Below are 24,982 nucleotides of genomic sequence, written 5' to 3'. Positions count from 1 at the left end.
GCAATAGAATCTTTTGCTGTATAACGCTTACTGACCGACTGCGCGCCTTCGAGGTCTGAGCGCCAGAGCCGCCTGGCCGAAAATCCAGGCCGCTACCGCAGCCACAGCAGCCACAGCGGCGACAGGAGGACGATCCATAGGAGGATGCCAACAGCGGTGGTCAGCGTGGTCGAAATCAGATCGCCCAGCCGGCGCCGGACGGGATGCAGGGCGGAGCGCTTGCGCCGAAAGGCGCGGTTGGCGTCGCCGATCTGTTCAAAATACCCCATGCTCAGCTCTCCCCGCCTGTTCCGGACTTCGCCTGCCGCCCGGCAGACACCGAGATGTCGGCATCGCGCTGCACCGAAGAGAGCGGTTCGTCGGACGGGGAACGGGAGGAGTCGGAAAAATCCTGCCTGAGATTGTTGGGGCCCATCCTAGCGGTCCTCTGTTTCTGCCCTCCGCTGTGGGAAGTGTCGAACTTGCATCCAGTATGAAGAAACCTTACTCATAGTCTATGGCATTCTCATAGGGTTCATTGCCCGCTGGTGCAATGAGCCTCGAGAAGAAATTCGGTCAGAATGTTCGCTACTGGCGGAAAAAGCGTGGTCTGTCGCAGGAAGAGCTGGCGGACCGAGCGCAACTGCACGCGACCTATGTCAGCGGGATTGAGACCGGGTATCGCAACCCGACAGTGAAAATTATTGGAAGGATAGCCGATGCATTGGATATCGAGCCTTCTTTACTATTCGAAGATCCGGAAAAAGCTCGCAAGAAATGAGTTCAAGCATTGACGAGTTTATTGGAGCACATTGAAGACGTACTGGCAGAGCTGAGGAGGATTAGGGTCGATCCCCGGTTCCCTCGTGAGGAGGATGGTTTTCCGGGGCTTATAGATGCCGGCGACAAAGGATCGATTCTGGTTAGTCAGGCGATAGAGCAGTCAATATCGAAAATCTCGGATATCTTGTTGCAGAACGATAAAGGTGCCGCTCGGCAGTTTAGCAATACCGAGTGGAGAAACCTCGTCAGGCGATCTTTGGGAAAGCCTCTAGCGGAGGTTGATCTTCATGACCCGAGCGCGGCGAATCGTGTTCGGATGGCTGTTCGCAACGCAATTGGCAGGACCCGGGATGGGCACGGCTTCCGAGAGTATGCCGTTGGTTGCACCCTTTTTGAAAATGTCGACATTGAGCCCATCAACATCGGTCCAGTGCAAATAGAGCCGCGTCTTCGCTGGCTTTCGCGTATGGCCGCAGAGGACAAAATTGACAAGATTATCGAGCGGCGGGTGCGAAGAAAATGGGCAGGCAAAAAACTACCTAAGCGGAAGAACGCAATAGATCAGATTCGGGAAAAGGACATTCTTCAAATAGTTGGAACGTGTCCCTTTGTATGTAGTGTCAGCACGAACGGTCTGCCTCCCGAGTCGGGTAAGCAGAAAGCTCTCATAGCGGGCAGGATGGCGTTAGCCGTGATTTCCCTAGAGTGGGCCAAGCCGTCTGCTGCACTGGATGGCTTTCGACTTCAAGTAGATCAGAATTTACGGCGGTTTAAAGTCCTCACTTTCGAACCCGGCAAGGTGACTTTGGCAGGTTTCAAGCTTTCTCATTTGCCTATGGGTTACAGGTTTGAGCCGGGCGAGTGGGATCAAGGTGCTGAGAAGCGCGCACCCATCTTCGATATTGTTGGAGAGGTTTTACAATACGTAGTTCACGAGACAGGCGCGGTGCCCCGCCCAGCGATCAGTAACGTTTTGATGCAGGCGATACTCTGGTTTCATGAAGCTTGTAGAGAGGCGGTTGACGCTATGGCTGTCGTAAAGTTCGTTTCGACTTTAGATGGGCTTGCAGGCGGCAATGGTGAGCAAGAGATTCGAAAGTTGTTGTCTGCGCGTATTGGATGGAAAGCCGATGACCAGATACTCAAGAACCAAAGTCTGACGCTAAAACAGGCAGTCAACCGCGTCTATGGTGAGGGTCGTAGCCGCATAGTACACGGCGTCAGCTATAGCCTCTCACATGATTTGTCTGAAATGAGGAATTTGGCGGAGATGCTTGCACGGTGCGCGCTGATCGGGTGTCTTCAATGGGCTAAAGACAATCCAACCTCAGATGAGCCGAGCAAATTTTATGCATAAGCTTGAGGATTTAAAAAGTTTGCTGGTGCCGCCTACGTGACTCGAACACGTGACCCCCGCATTACGAATGCGATGCTCTACCAACTGAGCTAAGGCGGCGTTGCCGGGGCACCTTGGATGGCGCGGCGGACGTGCGGCAGATAGCCCGAAAACGCGCCGATTTCAAGCAGCGAAAGCGTGTCCGCCGCAAATTGTGAAGCACGAAGTCTGCGCGTCTACAGCGCCAGGCGCTGGCGGGCCGCCCTGTATTCGCGTTCCAGCCGGTCGACCCGCTCGGCCACCGGCACCACGTCGCTGATCGCGCCGATCCCCTGGCCCGAGCCCCAGATGTCCTTCCAGGCCTTGGCGTCCGACTGGCCGCCCTCGAAGTTCATCTTGCTCGGATCGGCCTCGGGCAGATTGTCGGGATCCATGCCGGCGCGGGTGATCGAGCCCTTGAGATAATTGCCGGGAATGCCGGTGAAATAGTTGGAATACACCACGTCCTTGGCTTCGGCGCTGGCGATCATCTGCTTGTAGTCGTCGACGGCGCGGGCTTCCGGCGTGGCGATGAAGGGCGAGCCGATATAGGCCATGTCGGCCCCCATTGCCTCGGCGGCCAGCACGGCTTCGCCGGTGGCAATGGCGCCGGCCAGCAGCAACGGGCCATCGAACCATGCGCGGATTTCCTGGATCAGCGCGAAGGGCGACAGCGGTCCGGCATGCCCGCCTGCGCCGGCCGCCACGGCGATCAGCCCGTCGGCGCCCTTGTTGATGGCCGAATGCGCGTGCCGCACCGAGATGATGTCGTGCAGAACAATGCCCCCATAGGAGTGGATGGCGGCATTGACCTCGGGCACCGCCCCGAGCGAGGAAATGACGATCGGCACCTTGTATTTCACGCACATCTGCAGATCGTGTTCGAGCCGCTTGTTCGACTTGTGCACGATCTGGTTGACCGCGAAGGGCGCCGCCTTGCGCTCCGGGTTCTTCGCATCATGCGCCGCCAGTTCCTCGGTGATCTCGGCCAGCCATTCGTCGAGCTGCGCTTCCGGGCGCGCATTCAGCGCCGGGAAGGAGCCGACAATGCCGGCCTTGCACTGCGCCAGCACCAGCGGCGGATGCGAGATGATGAACAGCGGCGAGCCGACGACCGGCAGGCGCAGATTGTCCTTGAGAATGGCTGGAAGCGTCATGGGACCCCGTCGCTTTTTTTGACGTTTACGCGAACGTCAATGCCTATAGCAAAGCCGGCCCGGCGGCGAAAGCATTTTTGCACTTTGCCGCGTGGGCCGCCGCGGGAGGCGGCTTTTTGTGCCGCGACGCGCAAAATCGGGCAATTGGCAGGGGATGGCGCCGCCCGGCGGCTCCGGCGGGCTTTACCTTTGGCAAGTATTCCTTAGCTATAGGAAACAACTTTTCAAAGCAGGCATCGGCATGAACAAGGCCTCGAAGGCAGCGCCGACAGACCGACGAAGCGGGACGGGGCGAGGAGTGCAGTTTTGACGGGCATGGAAACGGCGATCCGCAACGCCCTCGCCAAGGTCGAGCGGCCGGACGAGCAGGCACGGCTGCGCATCTATCAGTCGGCGCGGGTCGCCTTGCAGCGCGGTCTCGAGCGCAAGGGCGGTGTCGATCCCGAACACGCCGCCGCGCAACAGGCCCGGCTCAATGATCTGATCGCCCGCATCGAGGCGGAATACGCGCCTCCCGTACCCACAGCCGGGCCGGTGCAAGGCCCGGAGGCCAGCCTGGACGCCAGCCTGGATGAAAGCCCGGTTGCCAGTCCGGTTGCCAGCCCGGTTTCCAGTCCTGTGGTCAATCCGGATGCCCGCGCCCCTTCCGGGCCGCGTGCGGAACCGACGCCCGATATTGCCCCGGTCTCCCGTCCGGCTGCCGCGCCCGTTGGTCCCGAGATCAGCCCGCAGCGGCGCGAGCCGAAATTCTCCGCCCCTTCGCCACGTCTTGATGCGCCGGAGAGGGCTGCTCGCACCGCGCCTGCTGCCGACCCGGTGCTCGACGATGGCCTGACTTTGCCGCCGCAGGATCGGCGCGGCACTGCCCCCGGTGCCAAAAGCGGCAAACCCGGCAAACCCGGCAAGCGCTCGGGCGCACCCGATGCGCGGCACAGGCGCCGGCGCAGCGGCCGGCATCTGGCGGCAACGCTGTTTTCCGGCCTGGTGTTGATGTCGTTTCTCGGCATCGGCTTCTGGTGGGTGGTTCAAAGCGGGGCGCTGCAGAGCGCCCTTGAGCGGGACACCTCCGTGCCCAACCCGCCGCCGCAGGTCTCGGTGGAGGATTATGACGGCGAGGGGCCCCGGCCGCTTAATCCCGCCGCCGGATTCTCGCGCGCCTGGACACCATTCTATACGCCGGGGGCCAGCGGCGATCGCAATGCCATCCGCATGGGCGAAAATGTCACGGTGCGCCTGCTCGAGCCGGGCGAGACGGACGCGGCGGCCGGCGAAGAGGGATCCGTTCTCGAGATCATCTCGAGCGACAGCGGCGAGGCGGGCGAAGTGCGCCTGCCCATCGCACGCTCCGTGCTCGAGCAATTGGCCGGACGCCGCGCCACCCTGGCGCTGTCGGTGCATGCCATCGACGCCGAGGGCACACAGTTTTACGTCAAATGTGATTTCGGCAGCCTCGGCGGCTGTGGCCGCAGGCGTTTCGATGCCGGCAACGAATTGACCGACGCGCTGCTGGAAGTCGATTTCCGCCAGAAATTGGCCCCCGCCGAGGGTGGCGAGATCATCCTCAACAGCGATGTCAGCGGCGCCGGCAACGGGCTTTATCTCTACGCCATCCGCTCCCGCCCGGCCCGCTGAGGTCAGCCTTTCCCTGCTAAGCCGAGCCTTTCATTGCCGCTCGAGCAGGGCGTTGATCTCCGCGTCGCTGGCCATGGCCGGCGCCGTGCCATGCCGGGTCACCGAGATGGCCGCCGCCGCAGAGGCATAGCGCAGCGCCCGCTCGGCCGGCCACTTGCGGGCAAGGGCCGCAGCCAGGGCGCCATTGAAGGCATCGCCGGCCCCGGTGGTGTCGACCGCCGCACCGGCATTGACCGCTGAAACGTGAACGCTCTCGGCGCCATTGTTGTACAGGGCGCCCTTTTCTCCCAGCGTGATGATCGCTGCGCCGGCGCCGCGCGCCACCAGTGCCATCGCTGCCTGTTGCGCATCGGCGATCGACACCACCTTGACGCCGGTCAGCAGCTCCGCCTCGGTCTCGTTCGGCGTGACGATGTCGCACAGCGCCAGCAGGTCGTTGCTGATATCCGTCGCCGGCGCCGGGTTGAGAATGGTCAGCGCCTTGCCTTCGCGGGCGATCTCCAGTGCCCGGCGAGCCGGGGGCAGCGGTTGTTCGAACTGTGTCACGAACACATCGGCGCCCGAGATCAGCGCCTGTTGCGCCTCGATGTCGGCCACCGAGATGGTCTCGGCCACCCCCGGCGAGATGATGATCGCATTGTTGCCGCTATGCGCTTCGATGAAGATGAAGGCGGCGCCGGTCGGATGCTCGGCGTGGCGTTCGATCACCGGCTCGACACCGGCTCGGCGCCACAGATCAACGGCCATATCGCCGAAATTGTCGGTCCCCAGACGGGTGATGAAATGCGTTTTCGCACCGGCACGGGCTGCCGCCACCGCCTGGTTCGAGCCCTTGCCGCCTGGCCCGAGCGCAAATCCCGAGCCGTGCAACGTCTCCCCCAGCCGTGGCAGTCGCTCGGCGCGAAAGGCCGCATCGGCCAGAAATACCCCTAGAATGACGACTTTTGACACATATGCCTCCCGTCCGGCCCGGTGCAGCGGCGGACACCGCAGCATAGAAGCACGGCCCGACGAGCGCCAGTGGTTCATCGGCCGACTGTTCGGCGCGCTGCTGCAAACGCCCGCTCCGGCGCGCGAAATGGATCCCGCCAGCGCCCGAGGCGATACGAGTATTATAATATACAAATTTTCGATGGTGAGAGGGGTGACCTTGGCGCATTGCGGTGGAATAACAGGGTGAACCCGGTTGCAAACCGCCGGGGCCGAAGGGGAGCGAGGGGCGAACCGGGAGCACCAATGGGCTTGACGTCAACGCGCTGTGCCGTCGCATCACGCAAACCTTTATGCGCCGCGCTGCGACCGCGTGAGCCCCGCGCGCCGGTCACTGTCTCGGCTGCGCCATGGCAATAGTCGCAATGCTCGCCACCGGCTCTGTTGGCTATGCCTTTGCGGCGCGCCAGGCCGTGCAATCCGTGCTCGCCTGGACGGATTTCGACATCCATATCAGCTGCGATGACGTCGGTGCGCTGCTGCTGCCGCACAGCCCGCGCATCCACCTCCATCACCTGCAGGCCATCACGAACGCGCCGCGCGGCGCTCACTTCCTGGAGAAATTTACGGCTCTCGAAGCGGCGCTGGCAGCAAGTGACGATGATCTCATTCTCATGCTCGACGTTGATGCCATGCTTGTCCGGCCGATTACCCATGCCGATCTCGATGCCTATCTTGGCATATGCGGTATTGCCATGGCCGAGCAGAACTGCACCATCCCCGATGGCACCAGCCGCGAAGATCTGTTCCGCCACTACCGACAGGTCTCCCTCCCGGCCGTTCTGCGAAGCGAGACGGGCAAGTCTGTGCCGGGCTCACAGGCATCCGCACCTGATCTCGCAACCTTCCGTTATCACAATGCCGGTGTAGCGCTATTTCGCCGCGCGGCGCTCACGGAGTTTCTCGCCTGGGCGCGGGCAATCGAGCGCCGGCACCCGGATGTTGCGCGTTACAAGGGGCGCCTGATTGCCGATCAGGATTTCCTGCAGGTCTGGTGCAATTCCGTCCGGCCCGGCATCTGCGCCGAATTGCCCGCAACCATGAACCACTGTGCGTTGTGGCACGGCGACTTTCCGCGCCCCGATGCCGCGATCCTGCATTTCTCCAATTACTGCAATGGCCCGACCTTCGAGACGTTGTTCCGGCTGAAACAGGCCAGCGCCGCCTATCCGCCGCCGCCTGCGCCTGAAACACCGCACCGCGCACTGCCGGCGGGCCAGGCACATGAAGACGAAGCGGCAGCCCAGCCCGCCGAGCTGACGATCATCATCGTCACCTGCAACTCGGCTGCGGTTCTGCCCCATTGCCTGGAATTCCTTACCCCCTACAAATGCCCGGTGATCGTGGTGGACAACGGCTCGCACGATGACAGCATCGCACTTGCCACTGCCGCCGGCGCCAGCGTCATTCCCAATGCCGCCAATCTCGGCTTTGCGCGGGCCGCCAATATCGGCGCCGCGGCAGCAAAGACCGCCTATCTGTGCTTTCTCAATCCTGACTGTCTGCTGACCGAAAAGGTCCTTGCCGCCGCTCTAGCACAATTTTCGCGCCGCGAGCCGGGCCTGTATGTGCCGCGTTATCGCGAATGGTCGGGCCGCTGCGTCGAAGGCCGCCAGCCTGGCTACACCCGGCTCAAGCTCCTCAGTGACATGCTGGCCACCGGCCGCCGCGGACTGCGCGGCAGCCTTGGCCGCCGGCTGTCACGCGCATTTGCACACCTGCCGATGTACCATGACCGCTCCTGGCACTGGCCGCTTGCCGCCTGCCTGTTCGCCTCCGCCGATGATTTCCGACGGATCGGCGGCTTCGATGAACGCTTCTGGCTGTATATGGAAGACGTCTGGCTCGGACGGATGGCTGCCCGGCTGGGTGTGCCGACCCGAGCGCTTGCTTGCGACGTCGCGCATTTTTCCGCCAAAGGTGCCGCTGTTGATGACACCCGGCGTGCGCGTTACCTCAATGCCGCCCGGCTCACCTATGCCCGGCTCGCCTTCGGCCCCGTCTCCGCCGCACTCTGCCGATGGCTCGCACCGGGAGGCAAGGGGATGTCCCGCTCGCCGGGCGCTGCGCTATGAACTACTACATGTTTCCCGGCACCGGCATTTTCGGCGGCATCAAGGTTGGTTTCCAGTTCTGCGATATGCTAGCCGAACTGGGTCTTCCCATTCTCGCCGTCACGCCCGACGGGCAGGCCCCCCTGTGGTTTCCCTCGACCGTCGCTGTCATCGCGCGGTCCGATTTCGAGGCAGCCGTGAGCGCTGACGACAGCGTGTTCTTCTCGCTCCCCGCAGATCACGACTGGCTCGCGCCCCTGCCGGCACGCCGGATTTTTCACTGTCAGGGCACCGATCCGCTGATCGAGCCGGTAATCGCGGACCCGGCTCTTGCGCTCCTCGCCTGCTGGCCGCAAGCCGAGCGCTTCATGCGGGAGAAAACCGGTCGCCCGGTCAGCAATGTCGGCATTTCCGTCTCCGACTGCTTTTTCTACGACGGCGAGCCGAAGGGCGATACTGTCGTCGCCTACATGCCGCGCCGCGGGCGCGACATCGCGCAAGACTGCCGCAGACGGATGCGCCGCCATCGCTTCGAGGAGATTTCCGGTCTCAACGAATCCGACTGTGCCTATGCCATGAAGCGAGCCGGCTGGTACCTTGCCACTGCGCCGGGCGAGTTTTTCGGTCTGCCGGCCCTTGAGGCGATGGCTGCCGGCTGTCTCGTCGCCTCGGTGCCGGTGATCGGCGGCATGGACTATCTCGAACCGGGCTTTAATTGCCTGCTCGCGCCCCCGGACGATCTGCCTGCCGCCGCCAGCGCCGTGACCGGCAAAGCGCAGGCCGCCCGCCGTGCCGCCTTGCGCCAGCAGGGCCTTGCCACCGCCTATCGCTATCGCAGGTCGCGGCACTTGCGCCTTCTCAAACGGCAGATCGCGGGACCATTGGAGGAGCTGGTTTCATGGAAATGACAATCGTCATCCCCTCGCGTGGCCTTGCTGCGCTGCTCACCGCATGCCTCAGGTTGCTGCATGTGGCCCTGGCCGAGGCCGGCATCAGCGATCACCGCATCGTGGTGGTCGACAATGCCACGCCCCATCCTTTTGCTTCGGACCGGTTCGGGCCGCAGGTTGAAATCCTGCGTTTCGATGTTCCGCAATCCTTTTCCCATGCCTGCAATGCCGGAGTTCGCCGCGGTGCCGCGCAGGGGTGCCGCCATGTCTTTCTCCTCAACAATGACGTGCTGCTGCATCCGCGCGCCATCGCCGAGATGTTGGCCGCCAAACAGGCTGCGAAGGCAGCTGTGTCCGGCGCCCGCCTGGTGTTTCCCGATGACACCATCCAGCATTGCGGCGTGCGGATCGGTGGCCCCCGGCCGATCCCCTACCATGAGCATATCCACACACCGACACCCCTCGTCTCTCGCAGGCTGCGCACCTATCAGGCCGTGACCGGCGCAGCGATGATCATCGATCATGCACTCTATGACGAGCTTGGCGGCCTCGATGAGTGCTACCCCTTTGCCTATGAAGACGTCGATTTCTGCCTGCGCGCCCGCCAGAAGGGGCACCGTATAACCTGCGCTCAAGCGGTCGATTCCGTTCATTTTGCATCCATGACGCCGGGTCGATTTCGCCATGAAGATGAATCCCGAGCCATATTTGAGGCGCGCTGGGCCGGCCGCTGTACCAGCGATACCGAGGAGGGCCTGTACAAATGCTGAGCCAGGTGACGCTGATCACCCACACGCGCAATTCTGCTAAAACCTTGCCGCGCCTTCTCGGGACGACGGGCTGGGCGGCCCGGCGCATCATTGTCGACATGCACAGCAATGATGGCACTCGAGACATCGCCGCTGCCGCCGGCTGTGAGATCATCGATGCCCCGCTGGTCGATGCGGTTGATGAAATCCGCAACGAATTTCTCGATATGGTCGAGACCGAGTGGACCCTGGTACTCGATTCCGATGAATTTCTGCCGGCTGGCGCCGAACAGGCGATCGCCGATCTGATCACCCGCTATGGTCCGAGCCACGATGCCATCGGCCTGCCACGCTACAATATGCTGGGCGATGGTCATCTGCACGGCTCCCTTTGGTACCCCGACCATCAGATCCGGCTGTTCAAGACCGGTACGCTGCGCTGGCAGCAGGGTCATCACCGCCGCCCCGAGGCGGTCGGGGGGCCAGGACGGATTGTCAAACTGCCGCCCGAGGGCAGTCTTCATATTCATCATGCCGCCTATCGCAACCTGGAGGAGTTGATCGGCAAACAGCTTCACTACGCGCTGACGGATCACTACGACACGGATCAGGACACTTTCGATTTCAACGAGTATGTCTCGCGCGCCTATCTGCAATATGCCCGCCGCTTCGATCCCCACGCCGACGGCGAACTGTCGGGAGCCCTTGCGACCATCATGGCGTGGGATCAGATCATGCGCGGCCTGATCCATTGGGAGCGGCTGGGCCGCCCCTCGGAACTGCCGGCCGTATTCACGCTGCCAATTGCGACCACCAGCGAAGTCCCGAAGACGGCGGTCCGACGTGATGGCCGGAAAGTGCGCAAATTGCAGTTAAAGCGTCACAAGCTGCGCCGCATACTGCAGAAACTCAGGGGTCGGCCCCACTAGGGCCAGGACTGAATGCCGGCCGAGTCCCTCATCGCAGCGCGCCGACTTGCGCCATCGTGCCAGGTATCGAACAATAAGCTTCGCAAAAGCTTGTCGGAATAGAAATCATCCAAGTATTCGAGGGGATCTGACGCGGGCCGATGAGAGCGCAGCTAAGTTCAGCAGGTCTGCTACAGCAGATCCGACAGATGCGACCGGACGATGCGCGCCTTGCCGCGACGACGTGGAACGGTAAGGCTGCGGCATGAAGGCGGTACTTCTCGCCGGCGGCCTTGGTTCGCGATTGTCCGAGGAAACGCAGCTGAAACCCAAGCCGATGGTCGAGATCGGCGGTCGGCCGATCCTTTGGCACATCATGAAGCTCTATCATGCGCACGGCATTCGTGAGTTCATCATCTGCTGCGGCTTCCGTGGCTATGTCATCAAGGAATACTTCGCCAACTACGCCCTGCACATGTCGGACATGACCTTCGATATGCAGGCGGGCAGCATTCATTTTCACCGTCAGGATGCCGAGGACTGGCGGGTAACCCTGGTGGACACCGGCGAAACGACGCTGACCGGCGGTCGCTTGAAGCGGGTTGCATCCTATCTCGCGGACGACGAGGATTTCTGTTTCACTTATGGCGATGGTCTCGCCGACCTCGACATTGCGGCCACCATTGCCTTTCACAGAAGTCATGGCCGTCAGGCGACGATCACCGCGGTGCGCCCGCCCGCCCGCTTCGGCGCCCTCGACCTCGACGGCGACCGGGTGAACGGCTTCGTCGAAAAGCCGGCCGGCGAAGGCGGCTTCATCAATGGCGGTTTTTTCGTGTTGTCGCAAAGCGTCCTGGACCGGATCGAGGGCGATCGCACCAGTTTCGAAAACGAGCCGGTGGTCGCGCTGGCCGAGGCCGACCAGCTGCGCGCATACCTGCACCGTGGCTTCTGGCAGCCCATGGATACCCTGCGCGACAAGAATGTTCTCGAAGATCTCTGGGCCAGCGGCAACGCGCCCTGGAAGTGTTGGTAACGATGATCCTGCACCGCCGACTTCCTTTCGATCCGGCAATGACTGGGACCGGCTCCGTTCGGCCTGATCCTGCGTTCTGGTCCGGGCGCCGGGTGCTGTTGACGGGTCACACCGGCTTCAAGGGAAGCTGGCTTCTCGATTGGCTGCTCTTCATGGGCGCCAAGGTGACGGGGCTGGCGTTGCCGCCCGAAGCGCCGGACGCGCTGTATTCAAACCTGTTCGCAAAACGGCCCGGCTCGGGCGAATTCATCGATCTGCGCGACCGCGCCGCTGTACACGCTCAGGTCATGGCCGCGCGGCCGGAGATCGTATTTCATCTTGCCGCGCAATCGCTGGTGCGGCGCGGACACGCCGACCCGGCCGCCACCATGGCGATCAATGTCGGCGGCACCCTTCATCTGCTTGAAGCCTTGGCGGCGATCGCGGTCCCCGGCAATGGCCCGCGCGCTATCGTCGTCACCACCACCGACAAGGTCTACGCCAATGATGGCGGCGGACATCGTTTTGTCGAGACCGATCCGCTCGGCGGCACCGATCCCTACTCGGCCAGCAAGGCCGCATGCGAGATGCTGGTTGATGGATGGCGGCCGGCGCTGGCCCGCGCCGGCTGTGCCATTGCCACCGCTCGCGCCGGCAATGTTATCGGGGGCGGCGACTGGGCTGAAGATCGGTTGATCCCGGATGCGGTAAGAGCCTGGCGACAGGGCGCGGCGCTGAAGGTCCGCCGACCGGAAGCGACCCGTCCCTGGCAGCACGTGCTCGAGCCGCTGCGCGGCTACCTGATCCTCGCCGAACGGCTCGCCGGGCATGGCCCGAAAGCGGTCGAGTCGCAGCCGTCCACGGCTTACAATTTCGGCCCGTCCGATGCGCCGGCGAGCGTGCGCGCTGTGCTGCACCGGGCGCAGCAGCATTTCCCGGTGTCCGACGTGGAATTCGCCAGCACACCGAACGGTCCGAATGAGGCCGCCACGCTGGCGCTCGATGCGAGCAAGGCCGGGCGTGAGCTCGGCGTGGCGCCGGTCTGGAACCTTCTCGAAACCATTGACCGCACCATGGCCTGGTACCGCGCCCATGCGGACGGAGCGGATGCGGCGAGGCTGTGCGCAGATGACCGCGATGCCTTTCTCAAGACATTGCAAGACTGTCCGGCGGAAGTTGCATGAAGCTCGAGGTAACGCCATTGCAGGGCGGGCCATCCCCTGTTCCCGCGCTGGTGCGGCGCAGCGCGTTTCGCGACGCGCGCGGTGTCTTCAGTCGCCTTTTTGCGCTGGAAGAGCTTGCGCCGTTCGGCTGGAGCGACGGGATTGCTCATATCAATCACTCCGCCACCCCGCATGCCGGCACGGTGCGCGGTCTGCATTTTCAGGAACCGCCGCATGCGGAGATGAAACTGGTCACGGTGCTGCAGGGCAAGATCTTCGATGTGATTGTCGACATGCGTAAGGACAGCCCGAACCGCTTTTTGCCGCTGACGGTCGAGTTGTCGGCGGAGACCGGCACTGCGCTGCTGATCCCGCAAGGGTTCGCCCACGGATTCCAGACCCTGACCGACGATGTCGCCCTTCTGTACCTGCATTCCGCCGCCTACGCACCGGCTGCCGCGAGAGGTTTGCGGCCCGATGATCCGGCGCTCTCCATCTCCTGGCCCTTGCCGCTGAAGCACTGCTCGGAGCAGGACCGCGCCTGGCCGCTGATTGGCCATCGGCAAGGCTCATGACCGGCGCCGGCGTGGATCAAAAACGTGCAGGACGAAAAGAGCCGATGCGTTGCCGCCATTGCGGCGGTGCGGATTTCTTGCCCTTTCTCAACCTCGGCGCGGCGCCCCCCTCCAATGCCTATATCGACCCTCGCACCATTGCGGCGGAAAAATCCTATCCGCTTGAGGTTCGCACCTGCCGCTGCTGCTGGCTGACCCAGACGCGTGATTTCGCCGCTCGCGAAACATTCTTCACGCCGGAATACGCCTATTTCTCATCCTTTTCGCCCACCTGGCTGGCCCATGCCGAGGCGTATGTCGCCATGATGCGGCACCGCTTCGCCCTCGGACCCGACAGTCTCGTCTGCGAGGTGGCTGCCAATGACGGATATCTCCTGCGCTATGTGCAGGCTGCCGGCATTCGCTGTTACGGCATCGAGCCGACGGCGGGGACAGCAGCGGCGGCACGGGCTCTCGGCATCGAGATGGTTGAAGCCTTCTTCGGCCGGGCACTGGCCACGAAACTGGCTGCCGATAACCGGCGCGCCGATCTGATGGTCGCCAACAACGTGCTGGCTCACGTGCCGGACATCAACGATTTTGCCGCCGGCTTCGCGACGCTTTTGAAGCCGGAGGGCGTCGCCACGTTCGAATTTCCGCATCTGCTTGAGATGGTCGAGGGCGCTCAGTTCGATACCGCCTATCACGAGCATTACTCCTATTTGTCGCTGTGTGCTGTCGAGCGCATTTTTGCGGCTGCCGGTTTGCGCATCTTTGACATCGAGACCACGCCCTGGCACGGCGGCAGCCTGCGGGTTTTTGCCTGCCGTGCGGCGGCGCGCATCCACAAGACCTCTGCCGCCGTCGCAGCGACGCGCCGCCGCGAGGTTGAGGCCGGAATGCGCGGGGCGGCATTCTATGGCCGTCTGCAGCCGCATGCCGACCGGGTCCGTGAAGAACTGAGAACATTCCTGGCCGCCGCCCGGCGCGAGGGTCTGCAGGTCGCCGCCTACGGTGCCGCCGCCAAGGGCAACACCCTGCTCAATTTCAGCGGCGTGACGGCCGAAGACATCGCATTTGTCGCTGACCGCAATCCGCACAAGCAGGGACAGCTGCTGCCGGGCTCGCATATTCCCGTGGTCAGCGAGGCGGAGCTTGCCGCGCGCCGCCCGGATCGAGTTTTGATCCTGCCATGGAACCTGGAAGCGGAAATCAAGTCGCAGCTCGCCTATGTCACCGAATGGGGTGGGCGCTTTGTGACAGCCATTCCCACGCTCAAGGTGCACGCCTGACCGCGCCGCCGGCCGCACACAGAGATCAGGCCGCAAAACGCTATCTCATGCTGGCAGCAGGCCCTCGATCACCGCGCAGACGCGCTCCTGCGTAGCAGCATCCATGTCATGAAAACTTGGCAGATTGACTGCCCGTTCCGGGATATCCCAGGCATTGATGTTCTGCGGTTGCGATTCAAACATCGGCAGGCTCGACAGGGGCCAGAAGAACACCCGGGCGTCGATCTTCTCCGCTTTGAACGCGGCAAGTAGTTTTTCGCGCGTAATGCCGAGATCGCGATCAAAGACGACATTCGGCATCCAGTAGCCGTTTTGCGTACCGGCCGGTTCCGTATTCAGCGTCAGTCCGGCACAACCTGAAAGCAGGTCCCGGTAGCGCGCCATCACCCGCCGCTTGCCAGCGATCAGGTCGTCAATGCGCTCCAGCTGGGCGCAACCGATCGCCGCCTGGACATTGGCCATCTTGAACTTGTAGCCGGTGATCGTCGGATGGAATTGCCGCGGCTCGCCAGGGTCCCGGCCATGATCGGCGAGCTGCGAAATCCGGGAATGCAGCTCGGGATCTCGCGTGGCAATCATGCCACCCTCGCCGGTCGTCATCGTCTTTGTTCCATGAAACGAGAACACCCCGAACGTCCCCATGCTACCGGCTTTCCGCCCGCGCCAGGCGGAACCGATCGCCTCTGCGGCATCCTCGATCAAGGCGATGCCATATCGCCGGCACAGCGCCTGCAACGCGTCCATGTCGCACATCGAACCATACAGATGCGTGGCGACAATGGCCTTTGTCCGGTCAGTGATCGCCTGTTCGGCCGCCGACGGATCGATGCACCAGCTGTCGGCGAGAATATCGACGAAAACAGGCGTGGCGCCGAGATGGACGAGGGGCGCTGCCGTGGCGATCCAGTTGGTGTCCGCAAGTATCACTTCATCGCCAGCGCCGATGCCGAGCGCTGCCAGTCCGAGCTGCATTGCGCCGGTGCAACTGGACGTCGCCGTCGCGTGCGCCACCTCGAGATGCTCTGCAAAGCCGGCCTCAAGCCGTTTGATATAGTCGTAACACCGCGGACCCCAGCCATTGCGCGCCGCATCCGTCGCGTAGCTGACCTCGAGTTCCGTGATCGAGGGCCTGGTATAGGCCACCGGCGAGGGGGCCGGCTCGGTAGCGGCGTATGGTGCTGTCATCTGCGGCACTCCGGATCATGCAGTTCATCCGCCAGCGGCGATGGCTGGCTCCGCCCAGGCGCCGCGATTCTAGCAGCCTGAACCTGCGCGGAGATTATGCACCATGCCGTCTTTTTGCGTGGCCCGGAACTGATAAATCTGGCAAGAAAGCGCCACCACGACAGGAGAGTGATATGCGAACGGTCTATGTGAATGGCGATTACGTACCCGAGAGCGAGGCGCGAATCTCAGTGTTCGATCGCGGCTTTCTGTTCGCCGACGCCATTTACGAGGTCGCTGCCGTCCTTGACGGCAAACTGGTCGATTTTCCCGCCCATCTTCGCCGGCTGCACCGATCGGCGGGCGAACTCGGGATGCGCGTTGACATATCCGATGATGCGCTGCTGGACATCCACCGCACGCTTGTCGAGCGCAACGGCATCGAGCAGGGACAGGTCTATATGCAGCTGACCCGCGGCGCCGCGGACCGCGATTTCGCTTTCGACACCGATGCGATGACCCCAGGACTTGTTCTGTTCACCCTGAAAAAGGAGCTCATCGACACGCCCGTGGCGCGAAACGGCCTGAAGGTTGTGACGATCGAGGATCTGCGCTGGGGCAGGTGCGACATCAAGACCACGCAATTGCTCTATCCCTCGCTTGCCAAGATGCAGGCCAAAGCCAGTGGCGCCGACGATGCCTGGCTGGTGCGCGACGGGCACATCATGGAGGGAACGTCCAACAATGCCTTTATCGTCACCAGCGAGGGCGCCATCATCACCCGGCCCCTGTCCAACGGCATCCTGCACGGGATTACCCGTGCGACGCTGATGGAGTATGCGGCGACCACCGGCGTTCGCATCGAGGAACGCGCCTTCACCGTTGCCGAAGCTCACCAGGCTGCCGAAGCCTTTGTCACCTCGGCGTCGATGTTCGTCGGCCCTGTTGTTTCGATCGACGGCATCAATCTTTCGGACGGCAAGCCCGGGCCGGTCGCCACTCAGTTGCGCCAGCACTACATTGCGGAAAGCCGCAAGCGTCTGCTGTAAGCGCCGCCCGGTACGTTCTCTTGCCAACGCCTACACGGATCGTATCGCCCCGCCGTCGCAGCGGATCTGCGAGCCGTTGATGTAGCTGGCCTTTTCGGAAACCAGAAATGCCGCGACAGCGCCGAATTCCTCGGGTGTGCCATAGCGCCCGACGGGGATCGCCGCCTGTCCGCTGCGGGCGACACTATCGGCATCCTGCCCGCTGTTTTCGGCGCGCATCGCCAGCAACTGGCGCAGGCGATCCGTATCGATCTGCCCCGGCAGCAGCATGTTGAAGGTGACGCCATCGCGGGCCACCTCATTGGCCATCGACTTCGACCAGCCCACAAGCGAGGCGCGGATGGCGTTCGAAAGGCCGAGATTTGCGATCGGCTCGATGACCCCGGACGAGGCCACGGTCAACACGCGTCCCCATCCTTTCTCGCGCATTGCCGGCAATACCAGCCCTGTCAATTCGATGAGCCGCAGCACCATCACCTCGTAATTTGAGCGAACGGCATCGACGCCAGCGTCTGACATGGCGCCGGGCGGCGGCCCTCCGGTGTTGTTGACCAGAATGTCGATATGGCCAAGCATCGCGCGCGCCTCCTCGAACAGCCGGCCCGGTGTCGCCGCCTCCGCAAGATCGGCGGTGATGAACCGCGCCCGGCCGCCACCCAGCCCGTTGATGGCATCGGTTTCCGTTTCGAGCCGGGCTGCATCGCGCCCGCACAGGACGACATTGGCCCCTTCCGCCGCCAGCGCCCGGGCAATGCCAAGCCCCAGCCCGCGCGATGAGGAAAGCACCAGTGCGCCTTTCTCCTTCAAACCGAGATCCATCTTTTTCCTCCTGTCATCTGTGAATGCAGCATCGCGCAACTTGCGCCCTGCCGGTAGGGCGCTTAAAGCCGAATGAACACGAAACGGCAAGCAAGCGGGAGGCGGTGCTCTGTCTCAGGCGGGGGAACAAGTGACAACGATCGAGATTCCGCGACCGGATGACTGGCACCTGCATCTGCGCGACGGCGATATGCTGGCAGGGGTGTTGCCGGCCACCGCCCAGCATTTCGCGCGGGCGGTCATCATGCCGAACCTGGTTCCGCCGGTTGTAACACGGGCCGATGCCGAAGCCTATCGCCGCCGCATCCTCGCCGCCCGGCCCGCCGGTTCTGATTTCGAGCCCCTGATGACGCTTTACCTGACTGAAGCGACCGATGCACATGACGTTGCCGAGGCCTTCCGCGCCGGCGTAGCGATGGCCGTCAAGCTTTACCCGGCCGGCGCGACGACCAATTCTGCCAGTGGCGTGCGCCAGCTCGACAAGGTCATGGATGTCATGGAGACCATGGCGGAGATCGGCATGGTCCTGTGCATCCACGGCGAGGTAACCGATCCCGAGATCGACATCTTCGATCGGGAACGGGTGTTCATCGACACCGTGCTCGCCCCGTTGCGTCAGCGCCTGCCCGAATTAAAGATCACCCTCGAGCACATCACAACCGAGGAAGGCGTAGCCTATGTCCGCGCCGCCGACAGCAACCTCGCGGCAACCATCACCACGCATCACCTGATGATCAATCGCAATGCCATCCTCGCCGGAGGCATCCGCCCGCATTATTATTGTCTGCCGGTAGCCAAGCGCGAGAAGCACCGCCTGGCGCTGCGCGCCGCCGCCACCTCTGGCGACCAGCGCTTCTTCCTGGGAACAGACTCGGCGCCGCATGATGATCGCTTGAAAGAAAGCCCCTGTGGCTGCGCCGGTATCTTCTCGGCTCCGAACACCATGTCCTGCCTTGCGCAGGTCTTCGAAGAGGAAAAAGCGCTCGACAAACTGGCCGCCTTCGCTTCGTTGAACGGTCCGGCCTGGTATGGTCTGCCGCCCAACGCGGACACGATCACACTGGTGCGCAGCGAGACGCCGGTCACCTTTCCGGACAAGATCGAGACCGCCGCCGGGGCCGTGACCGTATTCGACCCGATGGTGCCCGTTTACTGGCAGGTCAGGTGAACCCGGGCCCCGCTGCGCAAGGCGCCGACGACTGGCCGCCACCTGGGGCTGGCGCTGAGATGAAAGGACGACCGATGACACCAAGCAGCTTTCCCGAGCCCGCCGTCATGGCCGAGATCTTCGCCGGACAGCTGCTGGAGATCGGCGCCGTGCATTTCAATGCGAAGGATCCCTATCGCCTGGCATCCGGCATGGTCAGCCCCGTTTATATCGATTGCCGCAAGCTGATTTCCTACCCGCGGATCCGCTCAACGGTCATGGACTTTGCCGCTGCGACCGTGCTTCGCCAGGCCGGGTTCGAGCAATTTGATTGCGTTGCCGGCGGTGAAACGGCCGGCATTCCATTCGCGGCCTTTCTCGCGGAACGCCTCGGCCTGCCGATGATCTATGTCCGCAAGAAACCGAAAGGCCACGGTCGCAACGCCCAGATCGAGGGCGTGTTGCCGGACGGCGCACGCGTCCTGGTGATCGAGGACCTGACCACCGCCGGCGGTTCGATGTTCCAGTTCATCGACGCGATTCGCGCTGCAGGCGGTGTCGTCGAGCATGGCATGGCGCTGTTCTTCTATGACATTTTCGAGGAAGCCGTCGCGCGTTTTCGGGCTGGCAATGTCACCCTGCACCACCTTGCCACATGGCGCGATGTGCTTCGTGCCGCCACTGATCGCCAAAGCTTCGATGCAGAGACACTGGACGCGGTCGGAGCCTTTCTTGATGCGCCGCTTGAATGGTCGGCGCTGCATGGTGGCGCTGCCGAACTGCCGCGCAGCTGACCATGCGCGCTGCATGCCGCGCACCGGTGATCCTGTGTTGCGGCGAGGCGGTGATCGACATGATCCCGGTGAATAGCGAGGCGGCACTGCCGGTCTTCGCGCCGCGGACCGGTGGTTCAGTCTTCACCACGGCCATCGCCCTTGGCCGTCTCGGGGCCGATGTCGGGTATTGTTCAGCCCTGTCGAGCGACCTGTTCGGCGACATGCTGCGCCGGTCACTCGCTGCCAGCGATGTCGATGATCGCTGGTGCGTTACGGTTGACCATTCAACCACGCTGGCTTTCGTTGCTCTGGATGCGGGTCAGCCGCGCTATGCCTTTTTTGATCAGAACTCGGTCGGGCAATTCTTCACTAAGCAGCATCTGCCGCAGGTGACGTCGACCATCTCCGCCATCCATTGCGGCGACATCGGGCTGGTTCGCGAGTCAGCGGGGCCCGTCTATGAACGACTGCTGCGCCGCGCCGCACCCGATTGCGTCATCTCGCTGGATCCGAATATCCGTCCTGCGCTGATTGAAGATGAGGGATCTTATCGCGCCCGTCTTGAACGCCTCATTGCGCTGTCCGACATCCTCAAACTGTCCGATGAGGACCTGGCATGGTTCGGCAATGCGACGATGGATGAGATGGTGCGCCCCTGGCTTGCGTCCGGTCCCCAACTGATCGTGATCACCCGCGGATCGAAAGGCATTGTCGCCTATTCCGCCAATCATCGCATCGCCATTGCCGCCGAGCGCGGCTCGGTCGCGGACACCGTTGGCGCTGGCGACACGGTCAATGCAGCCTTGCTCGATGCCTTGCACAGAAAGGGCGCGTTGCGAAAGTCCGCCTTGTCTCAATTGGCCGCCGACGACATAGCCGATGTCTTGCGCTTTGCCTGCAGGGCCGCCGCAGTGACCGTCGGGCGTCCCGGAGCCGATCCGCCCTGGCGCCACGAACTATCCGAGTAGCAAATGCGGCGATTTTCCCCCGCCTGACTCAACTCTGTGAGCTCAGCTCCGCAAGGTGCTGATCCGCGCCGCCAGGCCGCGTGTCGAACCGTCGTGGGCGGTGCCATCGCTGTCACCGCGCAGCACCGGCAGCAGTTGCGTCGCCATCTCCTTGCCCAGTTCAACCCCCCATTGATCGAAGGCGTTGATACCGAAAATCTGCGCCTCGACGAAAACACGGTGTTCATACAACGCGATCAGCCGGCCAAGCGCGAACGGTGTCAACTGATCGTAGATCAGTGTCACCGATGGTCGGTTGCCGGGAAAGACCCGGTGCGGCGCCAGCGTCTCGATCGCCTCGGCCGGGGTTTTCTTCATCGCCATCTGATTGCTCGTCTCGGCGAAGGAGCGACCGCACATCAGTGCTTCCGATTGTGCCAGGCAATTGGCGACCAGCAGCAGGTGCTGATCGCTGAGCTCCGGCTCGTGGCCCCGCGCCGCGATCATGAACTCCACCGGCACGATATCGGTGCCCTGGTGCAACAGCTGGAAAAAGGCGTGCTGGCCATTGGTGCCGGGTTCGCCCCAGACAATCGGTCCGGACGGCGTGTCGAGCGGCTCGCCATCGATGGTGACCCGCTTGCCATTGGATTCCATGTCAAGCTGCTGCAGATAGGCGGGAAAGCGCGCCAGCCGCTGATCATAGGGGATGATCGCCCGGCTTGGATATTCGCAGACAACGCGATGCCAGATGCCGATCAGACCGAGCACCACGGGCATGTTCCTTTCAAGGGGCGCCGCGGCGAAGTGCCGGTCCATTGCATGCGCTCCGGCGAGGAAAGACTTGAACTGTTCCGGTCCGATCGCGATCATCAGCGGCAGCCCGATCGCCGACCATATCGAATAGCGACCGCCGACCCAGTCCCAGAAGCCGAAGACCCGCTCTTCTCCCAGGCCGAATTCGCCAACCTTGTCGAGGGCCGTCGACACGGCCGCAAAATGGGCTCCGACGGCCTCTTCGCCGAGCGCCGCCACGATCCAGCGCCGCGCCGTGCGGGCATTGGTCATCGTTTCGATGGTCGTGAATGTCTTGGAGGCGACAATGATCAAAGTCGTCTCAGGCGCCAGTCTGGCCAGTGTGTCAGCGATGTGCGCGCCATCGACATTGGACACGAAGTGTATCCGCGGCCCGTCATGGTAAGGCGCCATCGCCTGTGTTGCCATCGCCGGTCCGAGATCTGATCCGCCTATGCCGATATTGACCACATCGGTAATCGGCTGCCCCGTCGAGCCGCAGATCGTGCCCTCACGCACTCCTTGCGCGAACGTCGCCATCGCCTCGAGCACCTCGTGAACCAGAGGGACGACATTGGTCCCCGCGGACACGATGGTGGCATCGCTGGGAGCTCGCAGCGCCGTGTGCAGCACGGCGCGATCCTCGGTTGTATTGATTGCTGTCCCGGACAGCATCGCATCGCGCCGCTCTTCAACCTTCGCCGATCGTGCCACCGACACCAGCAAATCAATGGTTTCGGCATCGACGGCGCATTTCGAATAGTCCATCGTCAGGTCGTCATCGGCAATGTGAAACCGTTCGAAACGCTCAGGATCCTGCGCGAACGCGTCTGGCAGATCGATGACGCCGTGCACGGCGCGGCGCGATTTCAACTGGTCGATCAGCGAGCGGGTGGATGGGGTCAAGGCTATTCTCCTGTGACCCCATCTATGGGCATTTGTCCCGGTCAGATCAAGTCTGTGAAGCCTTTTGCTCCGCCTCTGAATCGCGCAGTTCGCGGCGCAGGATCTTGCCGACATTCGACTTCGGCAGTTCGTCGCGGAAGACAATGTGTTTCGGCCGCTTGTAATTGGTCAGCTGCTTGGCGCAGTAGTCCCTTACATCGTCCTCCGTGACAGACGGATCCTTGCGCACCACGAACAGCTTCACCACTTCGCCCGAATGCTCATCGGGGGCCGCGACGGCGGCTGCCTCGACGATGCCGGGATGTCCGGCAACCACTTCCTCGATCTCGTTCGGATAGACATTGAATCCCGAAACAAGGATCATGTCCTTCTTGCGGTCGACGATCTTGGTGTATCCATTCTCGTCCATGATGCCCATGTCACCGGAGCGAAAATAGCCGTCCGCCGTCATCACCTTTGCGGTCTCGTCCGGACGGTTCCAGTATCCGGCCATCACCTGCGGCCCGCGGATGCAGATTTCACCGACCTCGCCAAGCGGCACCGACTGGCCGTCATCGTCGCGAATATCAATGTCTGTCGATGGCAGCGGCAGGCCAATCGTGCCGGTGAATTCCTTCTTGTCGAAGCGATTGGCTGTCGCCACCGGCGAAGTCTCCGACAACCCGTAGCCCTCGGCAATCGGACAGCCCGTGACTTCCTGCCAGCGCTCGGCGACCGGACGCTGCACTGCCATACCGCCACCCAGGGTCAGCCGCAGTGAGGAAAAATCGAGCTTGCGGAAATCCTCGTTGTTGAGCAGCCCGTTGAACAGCGTCGTCAGCCCGGGGAAGACGTTGAACTTCAGACCCTGCAACGTTTTCACAAAGGTCGGCAGGTCACGCGGATTGGGGATCAGCACGTTCAGCGCCCCAAGCTTCATGCCGACCAGCGCGTTCACCGTCAGGGCGAAGATGTGATACAGCGGCAAGGCGCAGACATAGACCAGGTCGTCCGGCTTCGGCTCGTGGATATAGGCGGTCTCCAGCCAGATCTCGTTTTGCTTGGTATTGGCAAGGATGTTCGAGTTCAGCAGCGTCGCGCCCTTGGACACGCCCGTTGTCCCGCCAGTGTACTGCAGGAAGGCAACGTCATCGAGGCCGACATTCATGTCCTTCAATTGTCCTTCCTTGCCTTTCGCCAGCGCATCCTTGAAGGAAACGTGGCCGGGGAGGGACCAGTCTGGCACCATTTTCTTGACCCGGCGAACGACGAAATTGACGATATGGCCCTTCAGCCCGAGCATGTCGCCCATGCTGGCCACACAGACATGCTCGACCGGCGTGCGGCCGGCGATCTGTTCGAGGGTTGAGGCGAAATTCTCCAGGATGATGATCGCCTTGGCGCCGGAATCGCTGAGTTGGTGCTGCAATTCACGCGGCGTATACAGCGGGTTGACATTGACCACCGTATAGCCGGCCCTGAGGATGGCCGTCATCGCGACAGGGGTCTGCAGGATATTCGGCATCATCACGGCGACACGATCGCCCTTTTCGAGCCCGAGGCTCTGCAGCCAGACGCCGATCGCGCGCGAATAATTTCCGAGATCCTCATAGGAAATCGACTTGCCCATGCAGGAGAACGCCGGCCGGGAGGCGTATTTCCGGCAGCTGTCCTCTATCAGCGCTGCAACGGACGGATATGCGAAATCGCCGATTTCCGCCGGCGTGATATCCGCATAGGATTTTAGCCAGATACGTTCTTTCGCTGCAGTTGTATTCATGCCTCGCTCCCTCGATTGCTGGCCGGCGCTCCTCGTGCCGCCATTGACTCCGGATGCACTCCGCATCCGCCTCTCCCAGGCAATCTACTGCAGGGCATGGTGCGGGGCAACGTTTAGTTGACGTTTACGTCAACTGGGGAGTGGGGCACCGCTTCGCGTTGTGGCGAGTTCAGTCATTGCCCCAATTCATGATCGCCGAATAGCCTTCGCCGAGCACCTTGCCATCAATGTCGCCAATCGCCTTCTCGTCCTTGTCCGCATACGGCAGACCCATCAGAAGGCGGCGGATGAGATTGATGCGGGCCCGCCGCTTGTCATTGGAGCGCACGACCGTCCAGGGCGCCTGCGGCGTATGGGTTGCTTCAAGCATCTGGTTGCGCTTGTCTGTATAGTCCTGCCAGCGATCGAGGCTGGCGATATCCATTGGCGACAGCTTCCACACCTTCAACGGATCATGCCGGCGATCGTGAAACCGCTTGATCTGCATCTCGCGGCCGATATTCAGCCAGAACTTGAACAGGAATATTCCCGAATCCACGAGCATGCGTTCGAAGTTCGGCGTTTCCTCAAGGAAATGCGCATGTTCTTCCGGCGTGCAGAACCCCATCACCGGCTCAACGCCGGCCCGATTATACCAGGACCGGTCAAACAGGACGAATTCGCCACTGGTCGGGAAATGCTTGATGTAACGCTGGTAGTACCACTGTCCGCGCTCGGTCTCCGTCGGTTTCGGCAGGGCCACGACGCGTGCCGAACGCGGGTTCATGTACGCGCGTGTGGCGTTGATCGAGCCGCCCTTGCCGGCGGCATCGCGTCCCTCAAACAGCGCCATCACGCGATGGCCACTGGCGCCCAGCCAGGCCTGCACCTTGACGAGTTCGATCTGCAGGGTGCGAAGCGTATCCTCGTATTCATCCCGGTCGAGCTTCTTCTTGTAGGGATAACCGCCGGATCCGATCGCTTCGTCCTTGACCCAGTCGGGCAATTTCGGATCGTCGATATCGAGCGTGCGCTCCTTGCCGTCCACATTGATCGTCAGGCCGGCGGTTTTCGATGTGGCCATACGGTCGTGCTCCCCG

23 protein-coding genes and 1 tRNA gene are annotated in these 24,982 nt (G+C 62.5%); 15 read left to right on the top strand and 9 right to left on the bottom strand.

Going from position 1 to position 24,982, the window contains the following annotated elements; all coding sequences use genetic code 11:
* Positions 1–92 precede the first annotated feature (92 nt).
* Complete coding sequence (locus KY465_RS09545; RefSeq protein WP_219201424.1) at positions 93–269, bottom strand: hypothetical protein; 177 nt, start codon at positions 267–269, stop codon at positions 93–95.
* A 263-nt stretch (positions 270–532) separates the two neighbouring features.
* Between KY465_RS09545 and KY465_RS09540 the strand changes: the two genes are divergently transcribed.
* Both KY465_RS09540 and KY465_RS09535 read left to right on the top strand, forming a co-directional pair.
* The gene (locus KY465_RS09540; RefSeq protein ID WP_219201423.1) at positions 533–760 is read left to right on the top strand and encodes a helix-turn-helix domain-containing protein; all 228 of its coding nucleotides are present in this window, start codon (positions 533–535) and stop codon (positions 758–760) included.
* A 9-nt stretch (positions 761–769) separates the two neighbouring features.
* Positions 770–2,119: a hypothetical protein gene (locus KY465_RS09535; protein WP_219201422.1), complete on the top strand. Its 1,350-nt coding sequence runs from the start codon at positions 770–772 to the stop codon at positions 2,117–2,119.
* 23 nt (positions 2,120–2,142) lie between these two features.
* Here KY465_RS09535 and KY465_RS09530 read toward each other — a convergent pair.
* Together KY465_RS09530 and KY465_RS09525 are read right to left on the bottom strand one after the other, a co-directional pair.
* Positions 2,143–2,218, bottom strand: a tRNA-Thr gene (locus tag KY465_RS09530).
* A gap of 116 nt (positions 2,219–2,334) precedes the next feature.
* Positions 2,335–3,294: an NAD(P)H-dependent flavin oxidoreductase gene (locus KY465_RS09525; protein ID WP_219201421.1), complete on the bottom strand. Its 960-nt coding sequence runs from the start codon at positions 3,292–3,294 to the stop codon at positions 2,335–2,337.
* Between the two features lie 306 nt (positions 3,295–3,600).
* Between KY465_RS09525 and KY465_RS09520 the strand changes: the two genes are divergently transcribed.
* Positions 3,601–4,926 carry a hypothetical protein gene (locus KY465_RS09520; RefSeq protein WP_219201420.1) on the top strand — a complete coding sequence of 442 codons (1,326 nt, stop codon included), beginning with the start codon at positions 3,601–3,603 and terminating at the stop codon, positions 4,924–4,926.
* 30 nt (positions 4,927–4,956) lie between these two features.
* Here KY465_RS09520 and rbsK read toward each other — a convergent pair whose 3' ends face one another.
* On the bottom strand, positions 4,957–5,922 hold the full coding sequence (gene rbsK, locus KY465_RS09515) for a ribokinase (protein ID WP_219201755.1): 966 nt from the start codon (positions 5,920–5,922) through the stop codon (positions 4,957–4,959).
* A 344-nt stretch (positions 5,923–6,266) separates the two neighbouring features.
* On the opposite strand from rbsK, the gene KY465_RS09510 reads away from it, so the two are divergent.
* From KY465_RS09510 to KY465_RS09475, 8 genes are all read left to right on the top strand, one after another.
* Complete coding sequence (locus KY465_RS09510) at positions 6,267–7,991, top strand: glycosyltransferase family 2 protein (RefSeq protein WP_219201419.1); 1,725 nt, start codon at positions 6,267–6,269, stop codon at positions 7,989–7,991.
* The gene (locus KY465_RS09505) at positions 7,988–8,878 is read left to right on the top strand and encodes a glycosyltransferase (RefSeq protein ID WP_219201418.1); all 891 of its coding nucleotides are present in this window, start codon (positions 7,988–7,990) and stop codon (positions 8,876–8,878) included. Before KY465_RS09510 ends, KY465_RS09505 begins: the two co-directional genes overlap by 4 nt.
* Positions 8,869–9,630, top strand: a complete 762-nt coding sequence (locus KY465_RS09500; RefSeq protein ID WP_219201417.1) for a glycosyltransferase family 2 protein — start codon at positions 8,869–8,871, stop codon at positions 9,628–9,630. The genes KY465_RS09505 and KY465_RS09500 overlap by 10 nt, the downstream gene beginning before the upstream one ends.
* On the top strand, positions 9,624–10,538 hold the full coding sequence (locus tag KY465_RS09495) for a glycosyltransferase family protein (RefSeq protein WP_219201416.1): 915 nt from the start codon (positions 9,624–9,626) through the stop codon (positions 10,536–10,538). Before KY465_RS09500 ends, KY465_RS09495 begins: the two co-directional genes overlap by 7 nt.
* Positions 10,539–10,782: 244 nt before the next feature.
* A complete protein-coding gene (gene rfbF / locus KY465_RS09490; RefSeq protein ID WP_219201415.1) occupies positions 10,783–11,553 on the top strand; it encodes a glucose-1-phosphate cytidylyltransferase in 771 nt (256 codons plus the stop codon).
* A 38-nt stretch (positions 11,554–11,591) separates the two neighbouring features.
* Entirely contained in the window at positions 11,592–12,716 is a 1,125-nt protein-coding gene (rfbG, locus tag KY465_RS09485; protein ID WP_219201414.1) for a CDP-glucose 4,6-dehydratase, read from the top strand.
* Positions 12,713–13,270, top strand: coding sequence for a dTDP-4-dehydrorhamnose 3,5-epimerase family protein (locus KY465_RS09480; RefSeq protein WP_219201413.1), 558 nt, complete (start codon positions 12,713–12,715; stop codon positions 13,268–13,270). Before rfbG ends, KY465_RS09480 begins: the two co-directional genes overlap by 4 nt.
* A complete protein-coding gene (locus KY465_RS09475) occupies positions 13,267–14,541 on the top strand; it encodes a class I SAM-dependent methyltransferase (protein WP_346432616.1) in 1,275 nt (424 codons plus the stop codon). The genes KY465_RS09480 and KY465_RS09475 overlap by 4 nt, the downstream gene beginning before the upstream one ends.
* Before the next feature lie 45 nt (positions 14,542–14,586).
* Here the strand turns inward: KY465_RS09475 and KY465_RS09470 are convergent, their stop codons facing one another.
* Positions 14,587–15,726 (bottom strand): DegT/DnrJ/EryC1/StrS family aminotransferase, encoded by a 1,140-nt coding sequence (locus KY465_RS09470; protein WP_219201411.1) that lies wholly within the window; start codon positions 15,724–15,726, stop codon positions 14,587–14,589.
* A gap of 173 nt (positions 15,727–15,899) precedes the next feature.
* On the opposite strand from KY465_RS09470, the gene KY465_RS09465 reads away from it, so the two are divergent.
* Positions 15,900–16,754 carry a D-amino-acid transaminase gene (locus tag KY465_RS09465; protein WP_219201410.1) on the top strand — a complete coding sequence of 285 codons (855 nt, stop codon included), beginning with the start codon at positions 15,900–15,902 and terminating at the stop codon, positions 16,752–16,754.
* Positions 16,755–16,784: 30 nt separating this feature from the next.
* Here KY465_RS09465 and KY465_RS09460 read toward each other — a convergent pair whose 3' ends face one another.
* Positions 16,785–17,573 carry an SDR family oxidoreductase gene (locus KY465_RS09460; RefSeq protein WP_219201409.1) on the bottom strand — a complete coding sequence of 263 codons (789 nt, stop codon included), beginning with the start codon at positions 17,571–17,573 and terminating at the stop codon, positions 16,785–16,787.
* A 130-nt stretch (positions 17,574–17,703) separates the two neighbouring features.
* Here KY465_RS09460 and pyrC point away from each other — a divergent pair, with 130 nt between their 5' ends.
* The 3 genes from pyrC to KY465_RS09445 all read left to right on the top strand — a co-directional run bounded on the left by pyrC (position 17,704) and on the right by KY465_RS09445 (position 20,464).
* Positions 17,704–18,741 (top strand): dihydroorotase, encoded by a 1,038-nt coding sequence (pyrC, locus tag KY465_RS09455; RefSeq protein ID WP_219201408.1) that lies wholly within the window; start codon positions 17,704–17,706, stop codon positions 18,739–18,741.
* A gap of 74 nt (positions 18,742–18,815) precedes the next feature.
* Positions 18,816–19,514, top strand: a complete 699-nt coding sequence (locus KY465_RS09450; RefSeq protein WP_219201407.1) for an orotate phosphoribosyltransferase — start codon at positions 18,816–18,818, stop codon at positions 19,512–19,514.
* A gap of 26 nt (positions 19,515–19,540) precedes the next feature.
* Entirely contained in the window at positions 19,541–20,464 is a 924-nt protein-coding gene (locus KY465_RS09445) for a carbohydrate kinase family protein (RefSeq protein WP_219201754.1), read from the top strand.
* Positions 20,465–20,506: 42 nt separating this feature from the next.
* Here the strand turns inward: KY465_RS09445 and pgi are convergent, their stop codons facing one another.
* The 3 genes from pgi to ppk2 all read right to left on the bottom strand — a co-directional run bounded on the left by pgi (position 20,507) and on the right by ppk2 (position 24,966).
* On the bottom strand, positions 20,507–22,144 hold the full coding sequence (pgi, locus tag KY465_RS09440; RefSeq protein ID WP_428982969.1) for a glucose-6-phosphate isomerase: 1,638 nt from the start codon (positions 22,142–22,144) through the stop codon (positions 20,507–20,509).
* 46 nt (positions 22,145–22,190) lie between these two features.
* Complete coding sequence (locus tag KY465_RS09435; RefSeq protein WP_219201405.1) at positions 22,191–23,903, bottom strand: long-chain fatty acid--CoA ligase; 1,713 nt, start codon at positions 23,901–23,903, stop codon at positions 22,191–22,193.
* 169 nt (positions 23,904–24,072) lie between these two features.
* A complete protein-coding gene (ppk2, locus tag KY465_RS09430; protein ID WP_219201404.1) occupies positions 24,073–24,966 on the bottom strand; it encodes a polyphosphate kinase 2 in 894 nt (297 codons plus the stop codon).
* Positions 24,967–24,982 lie beyond the last annotated feature (16 nt).

This window comes from Neohoeflea coraliihabitans (assembly GCF_019334345.1).
Taxonomy (GTDB): Bacteria; Pseudomonadota; Alphaproteobacteria; order Rhizobiales; family Rhizobiaceae; genus Pseudohoeflea; species Pseudohoeflea coraliihabitans.
The sequence above is the reverse complement of the archived record's forward strand: the minus strand, read 5'-3'. Positions and strand labels throughout refer to the sequence as shown.

Excerpts from the sequence above, each read along its gene's own strand:
- KY465_RS09545 (WP_219201424.1), bottom strand. The coding sequence starts at position 269 with ATGGGGTATTTTGAACAGATCGGCGACGCCAACCGCGCCTTTCGGCGC.
- KY465_RS09540 (WP_219201423.1), top strand. The coding sequence starts at position 533 with ATGAGCCTCGAGAAGAAATTCGGTCAGAATGTTCGCTACTGGCGGAAA.
- KY465_RS09525 (WP_219201421.1), bottom strand. The coding sequence starts at position 3,294 with ATGACGCTTCCAGCCATTCTCAAGGACAATCTGCGCCTGCCGGTCGTC.
- rbsK (WP_219201755.1), bottom strand. The coding sequence starts at position 5,922 with ATGCTGCGGTGTCCGCCGCTGCACCGGGCCGGACGGGAGGCATATGTG.
- KY465_RS09510 (WP_219201419.1), top strand. The coding sequence starts at position 6,267 with ATGGCAATAGTCGCAATGCTCGCCACCGGCTCTGTTGGCTATGCCTTT.
- KY465_RS09505 (WP_219201418.1), top strand. The coding sequence starts at position 7,988 with ATGAACTACTACATGTTTCCCGGCACCGGCATTTTCGGCGGCATCAAG.
- KY465_RS09500 (WP_219201417.1), top strand. The coding sequence starts at position 8,869 with ATGGAAATGACAATCGTCATCCCCTCGCGTGGCCTTGCTGCGCTGCTC.
- KY465_RS09495 (WP_219201416.1), top strand. The coding sequence starts at position 9,624 with ATGCTGAGCCAGGTGACGCTGATCACCCACACGCGCAATTCTGCTAAA.
- rfbF (WP_219201415.1), top strand. The coding sequence starts at position 10,783 with ATGAAGGCGGTACTTCTCGCCGGCGGCCTTGGTTCGCGATTGTCCGAG.
- rfbG (WP_219201414.1), top strand. The coding sequence starts at position 11,592 with ATGACTGGGACCGGCTCCGTTCGGCCTGATCCTGCGTTCTGGTCCGGG.
- KY465_RS09480 (WP_219201413.1), top strand. The coding sequence starts at position 12,713 with ATGAAGCTCGAGGTAACGCCATTGCAGGGCGGGCCATCCCCTGTTCCC.
- KY465_RS09475 (WP_346432616.1), top strand. The coding sequence starts at position 13,267 with ATGACCGGCGCCGGCGTGGATCAAAAACGTGCAGGACGAAAAGAGCCG.
- KY465_RS09470 (WP_219201411.1), bottom strand. The coding sequence starts at position 15,726 with ATGACAGCACCATACGCCGCTACCGAGCCGGCCCCCTCGCCGGTGGCC.
- KY465_RS09465 (WP_219201410.1), top strand. The coding sequence starts at position 15,900 with ATGCGAACGGTCTATGTGAATGGCGATTACGTACCCGAGAGCGAGGCG.
- KY465_RS09460 (WP_219201409.1), bottom strand. The coding sequence starts at position 17,573 with ATGGATCTCGGTTTGAAGGAGAAAGGCGCACTGGTGCTTTCCTCATCG.
- KY465_RS09450 (WP_219201407.1), top strand. The coding sequence starts at position 18,816 with ATGACACCAAGCAGCTTTCCCGAGCCCGCCGTCATGGCCGAGATCTTC.
- KY465_RS09435 (WP_219201405.1), bottom strand. The coding sequence starts at position 23,903 with ATGAATACAACTGCAGCGAAAGAACGTATCTGGCTAAAATCCTATGCG.
- ppk2 (WP_219201404.1), bottom strand. The coding sequence starts at position 24,966 with ATGGCCACATCGAAAACCGCCGGCCTGACGATCAATGTGGACGGCAAG.